Raw genomic sequence first — 15,780 nt, forward strand, 5'->3', positions numbered from 1 at the left:
CTGCGCGGGCGCGCCGCCAACGAATCGGAGACGTACGGAACATGACGCCCCACCTCGCAGCGATCGGCTTCCACGCCACCGACCCGGCGGCCCTGGCCCGCTTCTGGGCCGGCCTCCTGAACCGGGAACAGGCGGACGCCGTCACGGTCCTGCCCCCGGACGGCAAGGGCTTCGGCCTCCGCTTCACCGAGAGCCGCCGGCCCAAGGCCCGGCAGAACCAGGCCCACTTCGACCTGACCAGCGCCACGCCCCAGGCGCAGCAGGAGACCGTGGCCCGGGCGCTGGAGCTGGGCGCCCGGCACATCGACATCGGCCAGACGCCGGAGGAGGGCCACATCGTCCTCGCCGACCCGGACGGCAACGAGTTCTGCGTGATCGAGGCGGGCAACAAGTTCCTCGCGGACACCGGGGTCATCGGCGCGGTCGCCTGCGACGGCACCCAGGCGGTCGGCTACTTCTGGAGCGAGGCGCTCGGCTGGCCGCTGGTCTGGGACCAGGACGAGGAGACCGCGATCCAGTCCCCTGAGGGCGGCACGAAGCTGACCTGGGGCGGCCCGCCGGTCGCGCCGAAGCCGGACGTGAACCGCCTGTACTTCGAGCTGACGCTCCCGGCGGACGCCGACGAGGCGGCGGAGATCGCCCGCCTGACGGACCTGGGCGCGCGCCCCGGGCCGGACGGGGTGCTGCTGGACCCGGACGGCAACGAGTTCACGCTGCGGAGGGCGGCGGCATGACCAGCCGGTTCACCGAGCTCGCCGTCGACTGCCACGACCCGGAACGCCTGGCGGCCTTCTGGTGCGAGGTCCTGGACTTCACGGTGATCGACCGCACCGAGGACAAGGTGGAGATCGGCTCCTGGGTCCCGACCGTCGAGGACGTCCGGGCCCGCCAGATGCCGCCCACGGTGGTCTTCCTCCGCGTCCCGGAGAGCCGGTCCGCGAAGAACCGCCTCCACCTCGACGTCAGCCCCGTCGACCGCACCACCGAAGCCGAGGTGACCCGCCTCCTGGCCCTCGGCGCCACCCGCACGGACGTGGGCCAGGGCCCCGACCGCAGCTGGGTGGTCATGGCGGACCCGGAGGGCAACGAGTTCTGCGTACTGCGCACGCTGGCGCCGTAGCGACCCGGCACCACTAGTCAGCCGTACGGGGCTGCTCCTTCGCGCACGCCTCGCGGATCATGGCGGGTATACGCCCCCGCTCGTTGACGACGTACCCGTTGGCCCGCGCCCAGACACGCACCGCGTCGTCACCCTGCGGCTGCGCGCCCCGTACGTCCGGCTGTCGCTGCTGTTCGTCCATGGGGCCACCGTAAACGGGCCCACTGACAACGTCACGGCCGGCAGGAGACCGGTGATCGCGTCCACGCGGGCCGCGCTCACGCGGCTGTGGCGGCTGGCCGGTTCAAAAGGGCGGTTGACGGATTTGCGCTCGTCCGGCGCGTGTGTCCAGGCGTCCCGCATTCCGGCTGAAAGGAGCCCTGCGCGTTGCATTTCGCATTTCTCGCCCACCGGTGGGCGGGCTTATTCATCGTCCCGGAACACGTGGGTGAGACCCGGCAGCTCCTGCTGCCGGGTCTCGCGGAAAGGCTGGGTGGGGCGATGGTCACCAGCGGTACCAGCGGCCACGCTTGCCGCCGTGACCTGCGGGGCGGACGAAGAAGCCGACGAGCCAGACGACGAGGACGATGACGGCTATCCACCAGAGCGCCTTGAGGGCGAAACCGGCGCCGAAGAGGATCAGGGCGAGAAGAAGAACCAGAATGATGGGAAGCATGTCCAGCCAGTTGCCCCGGACTCGCACATTCATCCGTCCCGCAGTGAAGGGAATTTGATACGGGCCGATTCTGCGACTGCCGCGTTTGGAACGGGAAAGTGCGGTCAGGTGGAAGGCAGCCTTCACAGACTGATGCCCCTCCCAAACGGAAGGCCCTAGGGGCGCCGCCCCGCGGGCGGGATCCTGTACACGGAGACGTGAGAACGCGACTCGGCCGTGAATTCGGCACCGGCCCAGTCCGCATGCCGGCTCTCCAGCTCGAACCCGGCCAGCTGGGCCATGAGGTCGAGTTCGGCCGGCCAGACGTAGCGGTGAGGGCTGCGGAACAACCGCGCCTGCTGGGTTTCGTCGAAGCTGAAGTGGTGCGATACGACGTGCTGGCGGAGTACGTCGTAGGTGTCCAGCCCGATGTAGCCGGGCTCGGACTGCCAGACGGTGGCCGTCTGGCCCGGCGGCAGCTTGCGCAACTCGGGCACCCAGAGTTCGATCACGAACCGGCCGCCGGGTGAGAGGTGGCGGGCCGCGTTACGGAAGCACCGCACCTGTTCATCCTGCGTGAGCAGGTTGGAGATCGTGTTGTAGACGAGGTAGACGAGGGCGTACTCCCCGGGAGCGGTCGCGGTCGCCATGTCACCGATGACCACGGGGATCGTTGCCTCATCGGCCTTGGTACGCAGCTGCTCGACCATCGGGCGCGACAGCTCGATGCCGGTGACGGGAACCCCGCGCCCCGCGAGCGGGACGGCTACGCGGCCGGTCCCGATGGCGAACTCGAGCGCTCGTCCGCCACCTGCGAGCTGGGCGAGACGGTCCACGGCAGGCCCCAGGACCTCGGGCGCGAACATTCCGGAATCGGGTGTGTCGTAGCGTCGGGCGGCATCGGCGTCCCAGATCTTCTCCTGCTGCATTCCGTCAACGTTCGTCGTCGGCCGCTGTGTTGTCCACCGAGTATGCGGACCGGCTCCACGCCACCCGGCTGATCGTCCCCAGCGGATGCGGCACCGTCCGGCTCTCCCGCTGGAACGCGCGGCAGAAGTCGCCCATCACCGCCGCCACCGGGGCGTGCCGGAGCAGGAGCGCCGCGACCGGCGCCGGAACCCCCTCCGGCGGGACCCCCCGGGCGCAGGCGTCCACGAAGGCCCTGCGGTCCTCCGGGGGATGGCCGTACAGCGCGACGGCCAGCCAGTTGACCAGGTGGTTCACGGCGTAGCACTCGTCGTACGCGCGGTGCTCCCCGAAGAAGGCGGCCTCGTCCGGGGACAGGTCGAAGCGGGAGGAGATCGCGAGGCCGTAGTCCGCGAAGTAGAGGCGGTGGCCGTCCGTGAGGATGTTCTGGAAGTGGGCGTCGAAGTGCAGGAGCCCGTGGGCGTTCATGAACGCGATGCCGGCCCGCAGCTCGTCCTCCACCATCGCGCAGGCCCGCTCCGCCGCGTCCCCGCCCGCCCCGATCCGCACGTCCAGCCAGTCGTGCAGGTTGTCCGGGATGTACTCCAGGAACAGGACGAGGCTCGCCGTGGAGTCCCGCAGCCCCTCGATCCGCCCGCGTACGGCCGACCCGCCGCCCCAGTACGCGACGGCCCGGTCCACATCCGCGAGTTCCTCCGGAAGCGGGGCGCCGGAGTCCGGGAGCACCCGCCAGTGGTACATCAGCGGGAAGCCCTCGTACGCCCCGGCGACCACCCAGCTCGTCGTCATGGTGTGCGCGGCGAGCTCCCGCCAGGCGCCGAGCCCCGGGCTGCCGACGGTGCCGATGCCGTAGTGGCAGAAGGCGGGGAGCTCGAAGAGGTTCGCGGTGGAGTGCAGGTGCTCCGGGCGCCGCTCCAGATCGCTCAGCCGCACCTGCTTGACGAACACCGGGGTGCCCTCGACCTCAAGCAGCACGGTCTGCCCACCGATGCCCACGCCCAGCGGCGAGCCGGCGTCCAGCAGCTCCCGCAGTCCGCGGTCACTGTGCAGAGCCAGCGCCGTGGATACGGCACCGTGAGCGGCGAGCCGGGCACTGCGGGACATATGGGAACCCTTCACTCGCGCCTCCGACGACGGGGCCAGCCTCCCACGCGGTGACCGATGAGTTCTCCGTTCGCGAACAGTCCATCCAGTGACCCGACCGTCCTCGACAGGAGTGCCATGTCCACCATCCAGCCCGTGATCCTCACCGCCGACCAGGACGTGCTGCGCCGGTTCTACACAGACCTGTTCGGCGCCGAGGAGATCTTCCGGGTGCCCGAGAAGGGCCCGGCCTTCTACCTCGGCCTGCGCATCGGCGACACCGACCTGGGCCTGGTGACCAAGCCGGACCCGGCGGACGGCACCGCGCCGCGCATCCTGCTCAGCATCGAGGTCGCCGACGTCGACGAGACGCTCGGCCGCGTGGAGGCCCTGGGCGGCTCGGTCAGCGGCGGCCCCAAGGACATGCCGTGGGGCCAACGCGTCGCCCACATCCAGGACCCGGACGGCAACGCGGTGAACCTGACGCAGGCGATCCCGGAGGGGTGACGCCACGGCTCCGCCGTGACAGCCCGTCGGAGTGGCGCCCCGGCGGTCCGCAGAGCGCATACGGATCAGGCGAGCGCCCTCAGGGCCGCTGCGGACGAGACGAGACGGCTCTTGTCGAGGCGCTCGATCACGTCGGCGACCGTACCGGGCGGGTTCCTCCAGCTGTCTGCGATGCGCTGGATCTCTCCGTAGACGATCTCCGGCGCCAGATCGATCTGCGCTTCGAGGAACGCGTCCGGGTGGACGGCTTCCACGTCCCAGGGCGCCAGGGCCTCCGCGGGGAAGTCCTTGAGGTTGAACGTGACGATCACCTGGGCCTTGGCGCGGATCGCCGCGGCCAGGACGTGGCGGTCGTCCTTGTCCGGGAGTTCCAGTATGTCGATGAGCGGCTCGTGGCCCTTGACGAGGCAGTCCCGTACGGCCGCCTTCATCAGCCGTCGCGTCCGTTCCAGAGCTACGGGGGCCAGGTCCGGCCGGTCCGCCCGCAGGTTGCGGAACATCTCGTCGAGGATGCCCTCCGTCCACTTCGCCTGCACGAGGCCGGCCCCTGCGACGCGGATGAGGACGTCGCGGAGGATGTTCGGATAGAGCACGTTCGCGTCGTAAATGGCGACGAAGGCCATCGACTACATCATTCCCATCTCCTGGCCGAGCTGAGTGAGCTCGTCCGCTGCCTCGCGACGGCGACGGTCGTCTGCCTGCTTGTACTCCATCAGCGACGATGCCGTGATCCTGCGGTGCGTCCCGACTCGACGGCACTCGATCTCGCCTGCATCCAGCAGGCCGATGAGGAAGGGCCGGGACACATTGAGGATGTCCGCCGCCTGCTGGGTCGTGAGCTCCGCGGTGCTCGGGACGATGGACACCCCTCGGCCCGCCCCCAGGTGGGCGAGGAGACCTGCGAGGAGCTCGACGGCTTCACGGGGCAGGGTGAGGGGCTCGAGCTCGCTGTCGTCGAGGGGTTTGACGGCGATCTGGCCCAGGTCGGGGTGCTCGGTGAGGTAGCCCCGGACGCGCGTGAGGGCAAGGTTCGCCGCGGCGGTCTTCTCGGGCGGAAGCTTCACGGGCTTGATGTCTGTCTTCGTCACGGTGCGCCCCTGGATTTCGTGGCGGGTGGGCGTCATTGCCTGGCGGTTTCTCCAGTATCCGCAATATTCGCAGCATCCGCAATAAATAAAGCGCGCCGCGTCGAATGCTTTGCCACCTGCCCCACGCGCGACACACGTTCGCCGGGTGACCCCCGCCCCCGCCGCGGCACCCCCCGCCCTCACCGCCCCGGCAGCCCCAGCTCCCCCGCCCGCAGGCCCGCCTGGAACCGGGACGCGGCCTGCAGCGTCACCATCAGGTCCGCCACCCGGCGGCGGTACGTGCGCAGGGAGAGGTTCAGGTGCCGGGCCGCCGACGCGTCGGTGAGGCCCGTGCTCAGGGTCTCCAGGATCTGGCGGGACTCCGGGGTCAGGTGCGGGGTGTCCGTCGCCAGGTAGGTCCTGTAGTCCGCCGACCGGTGCCACATCGCGTCGAACAGCGAGTGGACGCCGTCGATCATCGTCTTCGACGTCGTCACGGAGTACTCGCGGCCGGCGGGCGCCTCGCGGCCGGCCAGGATCATGACCCGGCGGTCGATGATGATCGTCTCGTGCGGGAGCTCCGCGTCGGTGATGCGCACCTGGGCGCCCGCGCCCAGCACCAGCCGCAGGTGGTCCCGGGTCGCCTCGTCCGTGAGGGCCGCCGGGGTGAGCAGTTTGCGGGTCGTGAAGTCGGGGCCCGGGGTCGTCCAGGTCGCCGGCCGGGGCCACGTCGTCAGGGTGCGGGCGGCGCAGAGGAACTCGGAACGGGCGGATTCGAGGAGGTGTCCGGCGCGCGTCAGCAGCTCCGCGTCGCCGTGGACCGAGAAGATCTGTTCGTTCCGCATACCGCCAGTCTCGCAGCACCCGGCCTCCCGCAGGTCTGGCAGCAAGCTGCCACGCGCTGGGCCGCCCCCGGCTCCCCGGACAGCATGAAGCCATGACGACCACCACCTTCGCCCTCGGCGGCGACCTCCCCGTCAACCGTCTCGGCTTCGGCGCCATGCGGTTGCCCATGAGCACGTTCGCCGGCCCCGCCCGCACCCCCGAGAACGGCATCGCGGTCCTCCGGCGGGCCGTCGAGCTCGGCGTGAACCACATCGACACCGCCGCCTTCTACGCCCGGGGCGACGTCCGCGCCAACGAGCTGATCCGCGAGGCGCTCGCCCCCTACCCCGACGACCTGGTCATCGCCACCAAGGTCGGCCCCCTCCCCGGGCCGAACGGCCTCCCCAGCGGCCAGGCCACCCCCGACCAGCTGCGCGCCCTCGTCGAGGCGGACCTGAGCGCCCTCGGCGTCGACCGGCTCGACGTCGTCAACCTCCGCGTCGGCGGCATGAGCGGCCCGGGCGGCGAATCCGTCGCCGAGCGGTTCGCCGTGCTCGCCGGGCTCCAGGAGGAGGGCCTGATCCGGCACCTGGGCGTCAGCAACGTCGACGCCGCGCAGCTCGCGGAGGCGCGCTCCGTCGCCCCCGTGGTGTGCGTACAGAATCCGTACGCCGACGACCTGGCGCTCCTCGCGGAGTGCGAGGCCGCCGGGATCGCGTACGTCCCGTTCTTCCTGCTCGGCGGCGGCCACGAGCCGCTGGACACCCGCCGCCTGGAGAAGGTCGCCGCCCGCCTGGACGCGCCCGTCGCCCAGGTGCAGCTGGCCCTGCTGCTCGCCTCGTCCCCGGTGATGCTGGCCATCCCCGGCACGGGAGACCTCGCGCACCTGGAGGAGAACGTGGCGGCCCGCGACCTGCTGCTCAGTGAGGAGGACGTGGCGGAGCTCCGGGGCTGACGCCCGCTTCAGCCGCGGCACCCCTGCGGCGGCCGCCCGGCTGGTCAGGTGCATGATGGACCAGACCGTGGGGGGAAGGGGCGAGTGATGGCGCGCTGGACGGTGGAGAGGCAGGCGGCGACCTCTGGAGGGCCGGAGCGTGTCGGCGGCGCGGGCTGGACGGCCGCGTGGCTGACGGGGGCCGTGGCGCTGGCGGGGGAAGGCGGGCTCGCGCTGGTCGTCCACTTCCTGGCGGGCTTGCGGAACGAGCACTATTTCGCCGCCGGTATCGGTGCCTACGTCGGGTATCTCCTTCTGATCGTGGTCGCCGTGGTCGTGCTCGGCCTGGGCGGCCTGATCGGCTCGGCGGCGGTCGTCCTGCCGGTCGTGCAGTTGTCGCGCTGGTCCGCCCGCCGGGCCGGGCGGGCAGAGACGATGCGCTGGGGCCTGGCTGTCTGCGGGGCGGTGGCCACGGCGGCCGCCGTGTGCGCCGGGGTCCCGACGCTGCTGCTCGGTGGCAGCTGGACCGTGCTCCCCGTGGTTCTTCTCGCGACCTTCCTCGGCCTGGTTCCCGCCGTCCTGTGCACCCGGGCCGCGACCGTCGTGCGCCGCAACGGAATCCGGTTCGGGCTGGCCGCGCTGGTGCTCGTATGTGGGGTGTCGCTGTCGGCGGTGGCCTTCGTCGGGGGCCTGCTGGCCTACGGGACCGGCCTGCTCCAGGAGTACGAGCCGCCACGGCCCACCGACGCGCAACTCGTCGGCACCTGGACCGACGAGCACGGCGGCACCCTCACCCTCCGGGCCGACGGTACCGCCGTCGCCCACGACCTGGGCGCCCGTGAGACGGACGAGCCGTACGCCGGGGACCCACCCGAGCAGTGCGACGGCTCCGGTACGTGGACACAGGGTGCGTCGCCGTCCGGAAGCACGCAGTTCGAGCTCAGTGTCGGCGGCTGCCTGGAGGGCCCCGGCTGGCAGTACGGCGGCACCGAGGCACGGCCCACCCTCTTCTACTGGATCGGCGACCCGGATTCGCTCAACCGGTACGTGCTGCACCGTAAATAGCGGCCTGGCGAAGCCACCGCCCCGGGCCGGCCGCCGGCCTGTCAGTTCCAGCCGGCGAGATCCCCGACGAAGTCTTCGTACGAGCGGTTGGCGCCGCGCGGGGAGGGGATCAGCCCGCGCTGCTGTGCCTCGCGGGCCACCGCTGGACCGTCGCTCTCCCGGAAGAGCGGCGGGCCGAGCCCTCGTTTCAGCTCCTCCTTGGCGTCCTTGACACGCCCGGTGTCCTTGTGGAGCAGGTGAGTGGGGACCCTCCAGCGGGGGTGGACGTGAGGGAAGGCTTCAGGGAAAAGCAGCAACCAGCCCTCGCTCTCCCAAGCAGCGAGTCCGAGGGCCGTCCGGAACCCAGGGCATTGGCGCGCGAGTTCGCCGGCCAAGGTTCTGCGGATCTGCTCGTAGTGGGCGTTGGTGTAGCCGTCCAGGTCCTCGTGGACTACGAAGCCGTACAGCTCGGCCCGCTGCTGGCGTGCCTTGGCCCGCGCCTTGCCGACCAAGACCTCCACGGCAGCAGCGAGCTTCGGGCCGGTCTTCCGGCGCAGCCGTACCGGGTCGTTGATGCGGACGAGCTTGGTCGCATCACTGATATCGGGCCGGTGCGCGCGTATGAGTGCGGCCAGGATCTCGCAGTCGTTCCGGTCCTCACCGGCGAATACGACAACGCCCCGTTCCTGTGCCCGGGGCCCACGGCCGCCGCCCGGCCTCCGCTTCGGGGTCAAAGCTCACCCCCGGTGAGGTCTCCACCCAGCACCCCGGAGAACCAGAGTTCCCCGAGCGGTTGGTCACCGGACTCCTGAACGATGTCCCTCACCTCGTCAACGGTGAGCGCCGGGATGACGGAGGCCCCGTCGTCGAAACGGTCGCATACGACGAACTCGTCCGGATGCAGCCGGTTCACCAGGGCCGGGGAGTGGGTGGCGACGATGAACTGGGTTCGCTCGGCGGCCTCGCGCAGCCGCTGCACAACGAGTTCGAGTGCCTGGGGATGTAGCCCGTGATCGATTTCCTCGATGCACGTGAACGCCGGGGGATTCGGGTCGTACAGCAGGGCGAGCAGCCCCAGAAGCCGGACCGTTCCGTAGGACGCGTCGGCGAGGGGGGTCAGACGGCGCAGACCGCGCTCGCGCAGTACGACGGTCAGCTGGTCGGTCGCACCGCCGACCTCCTCGAACTCGATGTTCTCCAGCTGTGGCAGCACCTCGCGGGCATCGGTGACCAGATTGTCCCAGGTCTCCTCATGACTGCTCAGGTGGATCAGGAACCCGGCCAGATTCTCGGCGTGCGGCGAGAGCGTGCTGAAGTCCGCGCCACGCAGGCGCGTCGGTTGCCGCGCGGCGGCCACGTCCACATCAAAGAGCCGAAACGACGACAGACGATCGGCGACCCGGGTCACCTCGTCGCCACCGTCAGCGGGCCCCAGCCGAGGGAGCGTGGACAGTCCGCTGCTCAGCCTGCGAATGCTGAAGTTGCCGCTGTCCTTGCTCTCGCCCGCCCGCACGTCGTGGATGCGCGCCTCCTCACCCTTGATGGTGATGCGTCGCCCGCGCCCCTGCCTGCGCTTGAAGGCGAAGCTCTCCTCGCGGGAGAGCGCGTAGTAGGGCGAACGCTCGCCGGACACTTTCGAGCGCAGTGAGCGGCGGCGGATGGTGAGGTCGTATTCGTCCGGTGCGTTGCGGGTGGAGTTGGTCGTCCATGTCGCCTTGAGATGGATGCGCATGGAGGTCGGTGGTCTGTTGCCTCCCCAGAAGGCCACCTCGTCGAATCCGCCACGCACGTCGAGCGCCGGCTGGAGGTCGGTACGGATGATGTCGGCCAGGAAGTCGAACACCTCCAGCACATTGGACTTGCCCGCGCCGTTCGGGCCCACCAGCACTGTGAGCGGGCCCAGGGGTACGGTCACGTCGCGCAGGCTACGGAAGTTCTCGACGTGCAGTTCGAGGAGACGGCCGGGCATGGGGAACCTATCGAGTGGGTGCGACGGACGGCTCCCGCCCGCGAGACGAACGTGTCCGACCGCGAGCGGAACATCGTGGCTCAGAGTATCCGGGCCGACTGTCATCGGTTCGTGTATCCGTGGTGGTCACTCGGTCGAGGCGTGAAAACCGCAAACCGTCGCCGGCCAGGCGCTAGCCCACCCACCCCGCCGCGTCCCCGAGGAGCGTTTCCAGCTCGTCGACCAGGCGCGCCGTGTGGAAGCCGTCCGCCGCCGCGTGGTGCACCTGTACGGCGAGCGGGAGCAGGGTCCGGCCCTCCCGCTCCGTGTACCGGCCGAGCGTGAAGATCGGGGCCAAGTGGTCGTAGCCGTCGGCGATGTTCAGGTTGAAGCCCGTGAAGGACCGCCACGGCAGGCTCGACACGTCGAAGGCGTTCGGCGGGGGCGGGCCCTGCGGGAAGAACTCCGTGGCGTGCGCGTGCTCCGCGAGCAGCGGGGCCGCCGCGTCGTGGAACGTACCGAAGTCCGCGTCGTACGGAGTCCACACGCACGCGAACGTCTCCCGCTCCGCGTTGAACACCGTGAACGCCGGGTGCGCCACCGGCCACACCGCCGGATCGCCCGCCCCGGTCAGGCACATCCGGAACTCCTCGTGCCGGTTCACCACCGTCGCCAGCGCCCACACCTGCGCCACGTACGATTTGCGCGACGAGCGGCGCAGCGCGGCGGTGAACGCGGTGACGTCCACCTCCACCGTCATCGAGTACGTGCACGGCACGCGCCGCCGGTAGTGCGCGAAGTGCTCCCGGCGCGGCCAGGTGTCCAGGTCGATGGGGGTGGGGATGGGGGCGGAGGTGTCCATCCGGGCATCATGGCAGTCACCCGGGCGTCCGCCCGAACGGTTTTCGCGGGACGCGCTTGCGTTGGAGTGCACTCCAGCTCCTACCGTCCTCGGCATGACCACCGAACAGCGCAACGAACGGTACGAGCGTGGCTACGCGGCCCTCCGTGAGGTCGCCGGCGGCAACCAGGACGCCGTCATCGACGGCCTCGCCGACATCGCCCCCGACATGGGCCGGTACATCGTCGAATTCGGCTTCGGCGACATCTGGACCCGCCCCGGACTCACGCGCCGTCAGCGCCAGTTGGGTACCGTCGCCGCCCTCGCCGCCATGGGCAACGCCGCCCCGCAGCTCCGCTTCCACATCGGCGGTGCGCTCAACGTCGGCTGCACCCGCGAGGAGATCGTCGAGGTCCTGATCCACGTCAGCGTCTACGCCGGGTTCCCGGCCGCGCTCAACGGTCTCACCGCCGCCCGCGAGGTCTTCGAGTCCCGCCCCGACGAGCCCGCGCTCGTCCCCGCCGACACCGCCGACGACCAGGGCGGCGACCGGTTCGAACGCGGTCAGCGGGCCCTCGCCGACATCGACGGGCACGCCGGTCAGCAGGTCATCGACTCCCTCAAGGACATCGCCCCCGACCTGGCCCGCTACATCCTGGAGTTCTCCTTCGGCGACGTGTACTCCCGTACGGGACTCGACCTCAGGACCCGCGAACTGGTCACCGTCGCCCTGTGCACCGCCCTCGGCACGGTCGGCCCGCAGCTCCGCGTACACCTCCACGGCCTGCTCAACGTCGGCGGAACGCGGGAGGAGGCCGTCGAGATCATCACGCAGATGGCCGGTTACGCCGGTTTCCCGGCAGCGCTGAACGGCCTCACGGCCGCGCGTGAGGTGTTCGCCCAGCGCGGGGTGTAGTGCCGGGGCCGGTTCAGGCGGCGGTGTGCCGGATGAAGATGGCCCAGGCGTCGGGGGAGAGGGCGAGGGCCGGGACGGTGGTGTCCTTGGAGTCGCGCACGTGGACGGTGTGGGGGCAGGTGGCGACCTCGACGCAGTTGCCGCCGTTCGTGCCGCTGTAGCTGGACTTGGACCAGGAGAGGGCGACCTCGACGCAGTTGCCGCCGTTCTGGCCGCTGTAGCTGCTCTTGAACCACTTCAGGTCAGTACTCATAGTCCTTCACCGTCTGCTTGATCAGCTCGCGCGATTCTTCCAGTCCGTGAGCCTGGGTCCGGAGCATGCCATACGTGGCAAACAAGTCTCCCAGCTGGGGTTGCTCGCTGACAACGAAGTTACGGCCCTGCACCTCCAGGTACGCCAGCCGCCGCCGGTCGTCGGTCTCCAGCAGGACGAAGGGGCCATTCAGCCCGACGTGCGCCTCCCTATGAGGCGACATCACCTGAATGTTCACGTTCCGCAACTCGCTCACTGCGAGCAGGTGTTGAAGCTGCGCGCGGTGCACATCCCGTCCCCCGATGGGGCGCGTGATCGCGCTGATCTCAAGGATGAAGCTGATGTCCACCGGTGGTTTACGTGTCAGCAGGGCCTGCCGCGCAAGACGGCCGGCCACCAGCCTCTCGATCTCGTCGTCGTCGAGGGGCGGGCATGCTCCCCGGTGCAGGGCGTGCGCGTGCGCCTCGGTCTGCAGCAGGCCAGGCACGGTGCTGGACTCGTACTCGTACCGTGCCACGCACTTCGCCTCTTCCTCGGCGAACGGCTCGAACCAAGCAGCCAAGTGACCCAACTGGAGCTGCGTTGCGACCTTGATCAGGGCACCGTTGGCCCCCAGCGCCGCATCAGCCTCCGGGACGAAGTCCCCCTTCGGCGGGCGCTCACCCCGCTCCACCATCGCCACCTGCGACTTGGAGAAGCCGATGCGAGTCCCCAGCCCTTCCTGCGACAGCCCCGCCAGCTCGCGGTAGTGCCGTAGCAGCGCCCCGAACATCTGGGCCGTACCGCCACCGGTATTACTGGAGTGCACAGCCCCACCTCCAAGTGCACAACAGTGCACAGACGTCGCGTGTCCCTGGTCACCGTACGTGCGGGCGCCGACGCTGTCCGTATGGAACCGAAAAATTCCCCGGACCTGGTGCACTCGTGGATTCCCGCGAGCGGCCACGCCCTGCGGCATGCGGGCATCCACTTCGACGCGATCCGGATCTCCGGCATCCTGGGCGACCAAGTGGCGTACGAGATCATGCAGTTCACGGACTTCCAGACCGGGCCGATCGTCCGGTCGCGGATCGGGATGCGGAGCATGTACTTCCTCGTCCCGCCGGGCACGGCGGGCGCGCACCGCTGGCCGGCGGGGGCGGACGCGCTCGTGCGCAAGGGGGCGGACTTCGTGGGTGTGCCCGCGCTGCACGGGCTGACGTACCCGCTGGACTGGCGTTCGCGACCCACCGCGCAGGACCCGTTCGTAGAAACGGCACTGCTGTTCGAGCTACTGATCAAGGTGGTGTCGGACGAAAAATCTGCTGTACGGTGATCACGTCGTTACGCTCCGTGCGCACCGCGCACGGGGCGGCCCCCGGGGGTGCTCACAACACCTGGTCCGGGGGCCTTCACCCACAGATGGATCAGAGGTCCACCGAAGATGCTTTGGCATGCTATCTCGCCCTCCCGCGCCTATGTGAAGGCCGCGCACGATGTCGTGCGTCATTCGAATCTGAGCAGTGATGCAAAGGTTCTGATCATGTATGTGCAGGGTTTGCCCGAGTCCCGCGCGAACGAGGCGCTGAGCGATCACGCGAAGAGGATCGGGATCAAGGGCCGGGCGTATCAGCGGGCCAAGTCCCAGCTGAAGGAAGCCGGTTACGTCCACGAGTGGCGGTGGCAGGGCCAGGGCGGGCTGTGGATGACGGATCAGCTGTTCTCCAACGTGCCGCTCACGGACGAGGAGGCGCGGGGGCTCAGGGGTGCGAAGGCGCAGGCCGAACCGGCTGATCGGTCACCGGCGGTCGGTCAGGCGGGCACTCGGTCGGTCGGTGCTTCCCAACCAGAGGTTGAAGAAGAACGTGAGAAGAACACTCCCCACCCACCCACCGAAGTGCCTGCGGCCGACGCGGCGGAGTCGGTCGCGGCGACCGACCCGGAAGTCGTCCAGGCCGAGCGCGTGTTGCTCTCGCTACGGCACGCGACCCCGCAGCTGCACCTCGGCGTACGGGAGGCGCGCGGCCTGTCCGAGATGGCGGCGGACTGGCTGCGGCGGGGCGTGAAGGCGGCGGAGCTGCGGACGGCGCTGGTGAGCGGACTGCCCGCCGACGGGGTCAGGTCGGCGTTCGGCTTCGTACGCCACCGCCTCGTGCGGAAGCTGCCGGAGCCACTTGAGCCCGCACCGCCCGTCGCACCGGTCAGGCCACCCGTGCGGTGCGAGGGGGACGGGCCGGAGCATGTGTTCCGCCCCAGGGCCGACGAGACGCTGTGCCGTCCGTGCGCCCAACGGGCGGCGGAGGAGGCCCACTACGCCAAATGGCCGCTGTACGCCCCCGACCCGGACAGCGAATTCCAGGAACCGGTGCGCTGGCGGGAGCGGTTCAAGGAGGTGCTGGCCGAGGACGCCGCGAGGCCCGCGTCCGCCGCCGCCGGGTAGCCCCGGCAGCGGCGGAGGCGGACGCGCGGGACGCTCAGCGGAAGGCGGCGGCCTTGCGTCGCCGTTCCCGCGAGGTCACGTCCGGCACCGCACCGGCGCCCGAGCCCGGCGTCCCGTTCCAGGCGCGGATCTTCGTCGCGACGCGGGCCAGGCGGGCGTCGCCGGGCCGTACGGCCACGTAGAACAGGCCCTCGTACGGGCGCTTGTCGTCGCCGCCCCAGCGGACGACGCCCTCGGTGTCGGCGACGATGTCCGCGAGGGTCACCTGCTGGGCGGCGGTGAACGCCCCCCGGGCGCCCGGCGGGTAGGAGCCGGGCCGGATCACGACGGCGGTGCCGGAGGCGCGGTTGGACTCCGGCAGGCCGCTGTCGCGGACGTCCGACGGCGGCACCCAGCCCGCCAGGGCGTCCGGCTCCCCGTGCAGGCCGAGCTGGTCGACCTCGTAGTGGAAGCGGCGGATCACGTGGACCAGGACGGTCTCGGCGTCGCCCAGGTGCAGGGCGACGTCGAGACCGGTGCCGGGGACCCGGCGGGTCACGATGTCACCGCCGTCGTCGGCGGCGGTCTGCATCTCCCAGCGGTTGGCGGAGTGCCGGCCGGTGAGGAGACGGCGGGAGCGGGCCTGGGCGCGCCGGATCGCGGCCTTGAGCTTGTCGTCGCGCAGGGGCTGCGGGGCGGCGGCGGCCGGGGTGGCGAGCAGGCCCGTGGAGGCCAGACTCACGGCCCCGGTGACACCGGCGGCGACGGTCAGGGCACGTCTGCGGGTCATCTCGGTGTGGATCAACGGTTCAGCCTCTCTTCCGTGTTGCCCTGCGCCGCCCGAGGTGGAGCAGGGCGGAGACGGTGCCGCAGGCGAGCGCGAGCAGCAGCAGGACGGCGATGGATGGATTGATGTAGTGGGGGATGACCACGGAGTAGTCGTGGCCGTTCGACGCCTCGCAGACGAGGCGCAGCGGGATGAAGTCGCCCCTGCGGCCGACCAGCCGGGGGGTCCCCTCGGGGCGGTGCAGCTCGCACTGCTCGGCCTGCTCCTGGTCCTCCAGGAACAGGACGTGCAGGCAGCCCCAGACGTAGAGCGCGAGCGCGAGACCGGCCGCCGCCAGGGAGGCGTCCCGCCACACGGCCGGCGCGGTGCGCCGGGCGCGGGCCCGCGCGGTGAGGCGCGAGCCCAGGAAGGCGAGGATGCCCAGACCGGCGAGCGAACCGGCGATGATCACGGGAAACAGGATCGCGAAATCGTGCCCCTGCCAGGGATCGGTAGC

The 15,780-nt window shown here is 70.5% G+C and carries 22 protein-coding genes; 8 read left to right on the forward strand and 14 right to left on the reverse strand.

The features are described from left to right. Positions 1 to 41 precede the first annotated feature (41 nt). Entirely contained in the window at positions 42 to 734 is a 693-nt protein-coding gene (locus OG242_RS18065; RefSeq protein ID WP_405899153.1) for a VOC family protein, read from the forward strand. Beyond that, positions 731 to 1,120 carry a VOC family protein gene (locus OG242_RS18070; RefSeq protein ID WP_405899154.1) on the forward strand — a complete coding sequence of 130 codons (390 nt, stop codon included), beginning with the start codon at positions 731 to 733 and terminating at the stop codon, positions 1,118 to 1,120. Before OG242_RS18065 ends, OG242_RS18070 begins: the two co-directional genes overlap by 4 nt. Before the next feature lie 13 nt (positions 1,121 to 1,133). Here OG242_RS18070 and OG242_RS18075 read toward each other — a convergent pair whose 3' ends face one another. The 4 genes from OG242_RS18075 to OG242_RS18090 form a co-directional block, all read right to left on the reverse strand. Continuing rightward, a complete protein-coding gene (locus tag OG242_RS18075; RefSeq protein WP_405899155.1) occupies positions 1,134 to 1,301 on the reverse strand; it encodes a histone-like nucleoid-structuring protein Lsr2 in 168 nt (55 codons plus the stop codon). Positions 1,302 to 1,604: 303 nt separating this feature from the next. Beyond that, complete coding sequence (locus tag OG242_RS18080; protein WP_405901642.1) at positions 1,605 to 1,775, reverse strand: DUF5670 family protein; 171 nt, start codon at positions 1,773 to 1,775, stop codon at positions 1,605 to 1,607. 155 nt (positions 1,776 to 1,930) lie between these two features. Then, positions 1,931 to 2,683: a class I SAM-dependent methyltransferase gene (locus tag OG242_RS18085; protein WP_405899156.1), complete on the reverse strand. Its 753-nt coding sequence runs from the start codon at positions 2,681 to 2,683 to the stop codon at positions 1,931 to 1,933. 4 nt (positions 2,684 to 2,687) lie between these two features. Next, positions 2,688 to 3,785: a protein kinase family protein gene (locus tag OG242_RS18090; RefSeq protein WP_405899157.1), complete on the reverse strand. Its 1,098-nt coding sequence runs from the start codon at positions 3,783 to 3,785 to the stop codon at positions 2,688 to 2,690. 117 nt (positions 3,786 to 3,902) lie between these two features. On the opposite strand from OG242_RS18090, the gene OG242_RS18095 reads away from it, so the two are divergent. Beyond that, entirely contained in the window at positions 3,903 to 4,271 is a 369-nt protein-coding gene (locus tag OG242_RS18095) for a VOC family protein (RefSeq protein WP_405899158.1), read from the forward strand. 65 nt (positions 4,272 to 4,336) lie between these two features. Here the strand turns inward: OG242_RS18095 and OG242_RS18100 are convergent, their stop codons facing one another. The 3 genes from OG242_RS18100 to OG242_RS18110 all read right to left on the reverse strand — a co-directional run bounded on the left by OG242_RS18100 (position 4,337) and on the right by OG242_RS18110 (position 6,183). Then, the gene (locus OG242_RS18100; protein ID WP_405899159.1) at positions 4,337 to 4,894 is read right to left on the reverse strand and encodes a PIN domain-containing protein; all 558 of its coding nucleotides are present in this window, start codon (positions 4,892 to 4,894) and stop codon (positions 4,337 to 4,339) included. Positions 4,895 to 4,897: 3 nt separating this feature from the next. Continuing rightward, positions 4,898 to 5,359 carry a helix-turn-helix domain-containing protein gene (locus OG242_RS18105; protein WP_405899160.1) on the reverse strand — a complete coding sequence of 154 codons (462 nt, stop codon included), beginning with the start codon at positions 5,357 to 5,359 and terminating at the stop codon, positions 4,898 to 4,900. 179 nt (positions 5,360 to 5,538) lie between these two features. Further along, complete coding sequence (locus OG242_RS18110) at positions 5,539 to 6,183, reverse strand: DNA-binding response regulator (RefSeq protein WP_405899161.1); 645 nt, start codon at positions 6,181 to 6,183, stop codon at positions 5,539 to 5,541. Between the two features lie 92 nt (positions 6,184 to 6,275). On the opposite strand from OG242_RS18110, the gene OG242_RS18115 reads away from it, so the two are divergent. Then, complete coding sequence (locus tag OG242_RS18115; RefSeq protein ID WP_405899162.1) at positions 6,276 to 7,118, forward strand: oxidoreductase; 843 nt, start codon at positions 6,276 to 6,278, stop codon at positions 7,116 to 7,118. An 87-nt stretch (positions 7,119 to 7,205) separates the two neighbouring features. Further along, positions 7,206 to 8,162, forward strand: a complete 957-nt coding sequence (locus OG242_RS18120; protein WP_405899163.1) for a hypothetical protein — start codon at positions 7,206 to 7,208, stop codon at positions 8,160 to 8,162. 41 nt (positions 8,163 to 8,203) lie between these two features. Here OG242_RS18120 and OG242_RS18125 read toward each other — a convergent pair whose 3' ends face one another. The 3 genes from OG242_RS18125 to catA form a co-directional block, all read right to left on the reverse strand. After that, positions 8,204 to 8,875, reverse strand: coding sequence for a hypothetical protein (locus OG242_RS18125; RefSeq protein ID WP_405899164.1), 672 nt, complete (start codon positions 8,873 to 8,875; stop codon positions 8,204 to 8,206). Next, complete coding sequence (locus OG242_RS18130; RefSeq protein ID WP_405899165.1) at positions 8,872 to 10,110, reverse strand: AAA family ATPase; 1,239 nt, start codon at positions 10,108 to 10,110, stop codon at positions 8,872 to 8,874. Before OG242_RS18130 ends, OG242_RS18125 begins: the two co-directional genes overlap by 4 nt. Before the next feature lie 172 nt (positions 10,111 to 10,282). Continuing rightward, on the reverse strand, positions 10,283 to 10,951 hold the full coding sequence (gene catA, locus OG242_RS18135) for a type A chloramphenicol O-acetyltransferase (RefSeq protein ID WP_405899166.1): 669 nt from the start codon (positions 10,949 to 10,951) through the stop codon (positions 10,283 to 10,285). Positions 10,952 to 11,045: 94 nt separating this feature from the next. On the opposite strand from catA, the gene OG242_RS18140 reads away from it, so the two are divergent. After that, positions 11,046 to 11,846 (forward strand): carboxymuconolactone decarboxylase family protein, encoded by an 801-nt coding sequence (locus OG242_RS18140; RefSeq protein ID WP_405899167.1) that lies wholly within the window; start codon positions 11,046 to 11,048, stop codon positions 11,844 to 11,846. Between the two features lie 13 nt (positions 11,847 to 11,859). Here OG242_RS18140 and OG242_RS18145 read toward each other — a convergent pair whose 3' ends face one another. Further along, entirely contained in the window at positions 11,860 to 12,099 is a 240-nt protein-coding gene (locus OG242_RS18145; RefSeq protein ID WP_405899168.1) for a DUF397 domain-containing protein, read from the reverse strand. Continuing rightward, on the reverse strand, positions 12,089 to 12,871 hold the full coding sequence (locus OG242_RS18150) for a helix-turn-helix domain-containing protein (RefSeq protein WP_405901643.1): 783 nt from the start codon (positions 12,869 to 12,871) through the stop codon (positions 12,089 to 12,091). Before OG242_RS18150 ends, OG242_RS18145 begins: the two co-directional genes overlap by 11 nt. 117 nt (positions 12,872 to 12,988) lie before the next feature. Here OG242_RS18150 and OG242_RS18155 point away from each other — a divergent pair, with 117 nt between their 5' ends. Both OG242_RS18155 and OG242_RS18160 read left to right on the forward strand, forming a co-directional pair. Continuing rightward, entirely contained in the window at positions 12,989 to 13,414 is a 426-nt protein-coding gene (locus tag OG242_RS18155) for a hypothetical protein (protein ID WP_405899169.1), read from the forward strand. A gap of 108 nt (positions 13,415 to 13,522) precedes the next feature. After that, complete coding sequence (locus OG242_RS18160) at positions 13,523 to 14,518, forward strand: hypothetical protein (RefSeq protein ID WP_405899170.1); 996 nt, start codon at positions 13,523 to 13,525, stop codon at positions 14,516 to 14,518. 34 nt (positions 14,519 to 14,552) lie between these two features. Here OG242_RS18160 and OG242_RS18165 read toward each other — a convergent pair whose 3' ends face one another. Together OG242_RS18165 and OG242_RS18170 are read right to left on the reverse strand one after the other, a co-directional pair. Next, positions 14,553 to 15,287 carry a hypothetical protein gene (locus tag OG242_RS18165; protein ID WP_405899171.1) on the reverse strand — a complete coding sequence of 245 codons (735 nt, stop codon included), beginning with the start codon at positions 15,285 to 15,287 and terminating at the stop codon, positions 14,553 to 14,555. 19 nt (positions 15,288 to 15,306) lie between these two features. Then, complete coding sequence (locus OG242_RS18170; RefSeq protein ID WP_405899172.1) at positions 15,307 to 15,735, reverse strand: hypothetical protein; 429 nt, start codon at positions 15,733 to 15,735, stop codon at positions 15,307 to 15,309. Positions 15,736 to 15,780 lie beyond the last annotated feature (45 nt).

The sequence above is a fragment of the Streptomyces sp. NBC_00727 genome (assembly GCF_045161745.1).
In the GTDB taxonomy this organism is placed as follows: Bacteria; Actinomycetota; Actinomycetes; order Streptomycetales; family Streptomycetaceae; genus Streptomyces.

What these genes read in the sequence shown, in the direction of transcription:
- OG242_RS18075 (WP_405899155.1), bottom strand. Translation starts at nt 1,301, where the DNA reads ATGGACGAACAGCAGCGACAGCCGGACGTACGGGGCGCGCAGCCGCAG.
- OG242_RS18130 (WP_405899165.1), bottom strand. Translation starts at nt 10,110, where the DNA reads ATGCCCGGCCGTCTCCTCGAACTGCACGTCGAGAACTTCCGTAGCCTG.
- OG242_RS18165 (WP_405899171.1), bottom strand. Translation starts at nt 15,287, where the DNA reads ATGACCCGCAGACGTGCCCTGACCGTCGCCGCCGGTGTCACCGGGGCC.
- OG242_RS18155 (WP_405899169.1), top strand. Translation starts at nt 12,989, where the DNA reads ATGGAACCGAAAAATTCCCCGGACCTGGTGCACTCGTGGATTCCCGCG.
- OG242_RS18140 (WP_405899167.1), top strand. Translation starts at nt 11,046, where the DNA reads ATGACCACCGAACAGCGCAACGAACGGTACGAGCGTGGCTACGCGGCC.
- OG242_RS18065 (WP_405899153.1), top strand. Translation starts at nt 42, where the DNA reads ATGACGCCCCACCTCGCAGCGATCGGCTTCCACGCCACCGACCCGGCG.
- OG242_RS18100 (WP_405899159.1), bottom strand. Translation starts at nt 4,894, where the DNA reads ATGGCCTTCGTCGCCATTTACGACGCGAACGTGCTCTATCCGAACATC.
- OG242_RS18150 (WP_405901643.1), bottom strand. Translation starts at nt 12,871, where the DNA reads ATGTTCGGGGCGCTGCTACGGCACTACCGCGAGCTGGCGGGGCTGTCG.
- OG242_RS18145 (WP_405899168.1), bottom strand. Translation starts at nt 12,099, where the DNA reads ATGAGTACTGACCTGAAGTGGTTCAAGAGCAGCTACAGCGGCCAGAAC.
- OG242_RS18110 (WP_405899161.1), bottom strand. Translation starts at nt 6,183, where the DNA reads ATGCGGAACGAACAGATCTTCTCGGTCCACGGCGACGCGGAGCTGCTG.
- OG242_RS18120 (WP_405899163.1), top strand. Translation starts at nt 7,206, where the DNA reads ATGGCGCGCTGGACGGTGGAGAGGCAGGCGGCGACCTCTGGAGGGCCG.
- OG242_RS18115 (WP_405899162.1), top strand. Translation starts at nt 6,276, where the DNA reads ATGACGACCACCACCTTCGCCCTCGGCGGCGACCTCCCCGTCAACCGT.
- catA (WP_405899166.1), bottom strand. Translation starts at nt 10,951, where the DNA reads ATGGACACCTCCGCCCCCATCCCCACCCCCATCGACCTGGACACCTGG.
- OG242_RS18095 (WP_405899158.1), top strand. Translation starts at nt 3,903, where the DNA reads ATGTCCACCATCCAGCCCGTGATCCTCACCGCCGACCAGGACGTGCTG.
- OG242_RS18070 (WP_405899154.1), top strand. Translation starts at nt 731, where the DNA reads ATGACCAGCCGGTTCACCGAGCTCGCCGTCGACTGCCACGACCCGGAA.
- OG242_RS18080 (WP_405901642.1), bottom strand. Translation starts at nt 1,775, where the DNA reads ATGCTTCCCATCATTCTGGTTCTTCTTCTCGCCCTGATCCTCTTCGGC.
- OG242_RS18085 (WP_405899156.1), bottom strand. Translation starts at nt 2,683, where the DNA reads ATGCAGCAGGAGAAGATCTGGGACGCCGATGCCGCCCGACGCTACGAC.
- OG242_RS18090 (WP_405899157.1), bottom strand. Translation starts at nt 3,785, where the DNA reads ATGTCCCGCAGTGCCCGGCTCGCCGCTCACGGTGCCGTATCCACGGCG.
- OG242_RS18160 (WP_405899170.1), top strand. Translation starts at nt 13,523, where the DNA reads ATGCTTTGGCATGCTATCTCGCCCTCCCGCGCCTATGTGAAGGCCGCG.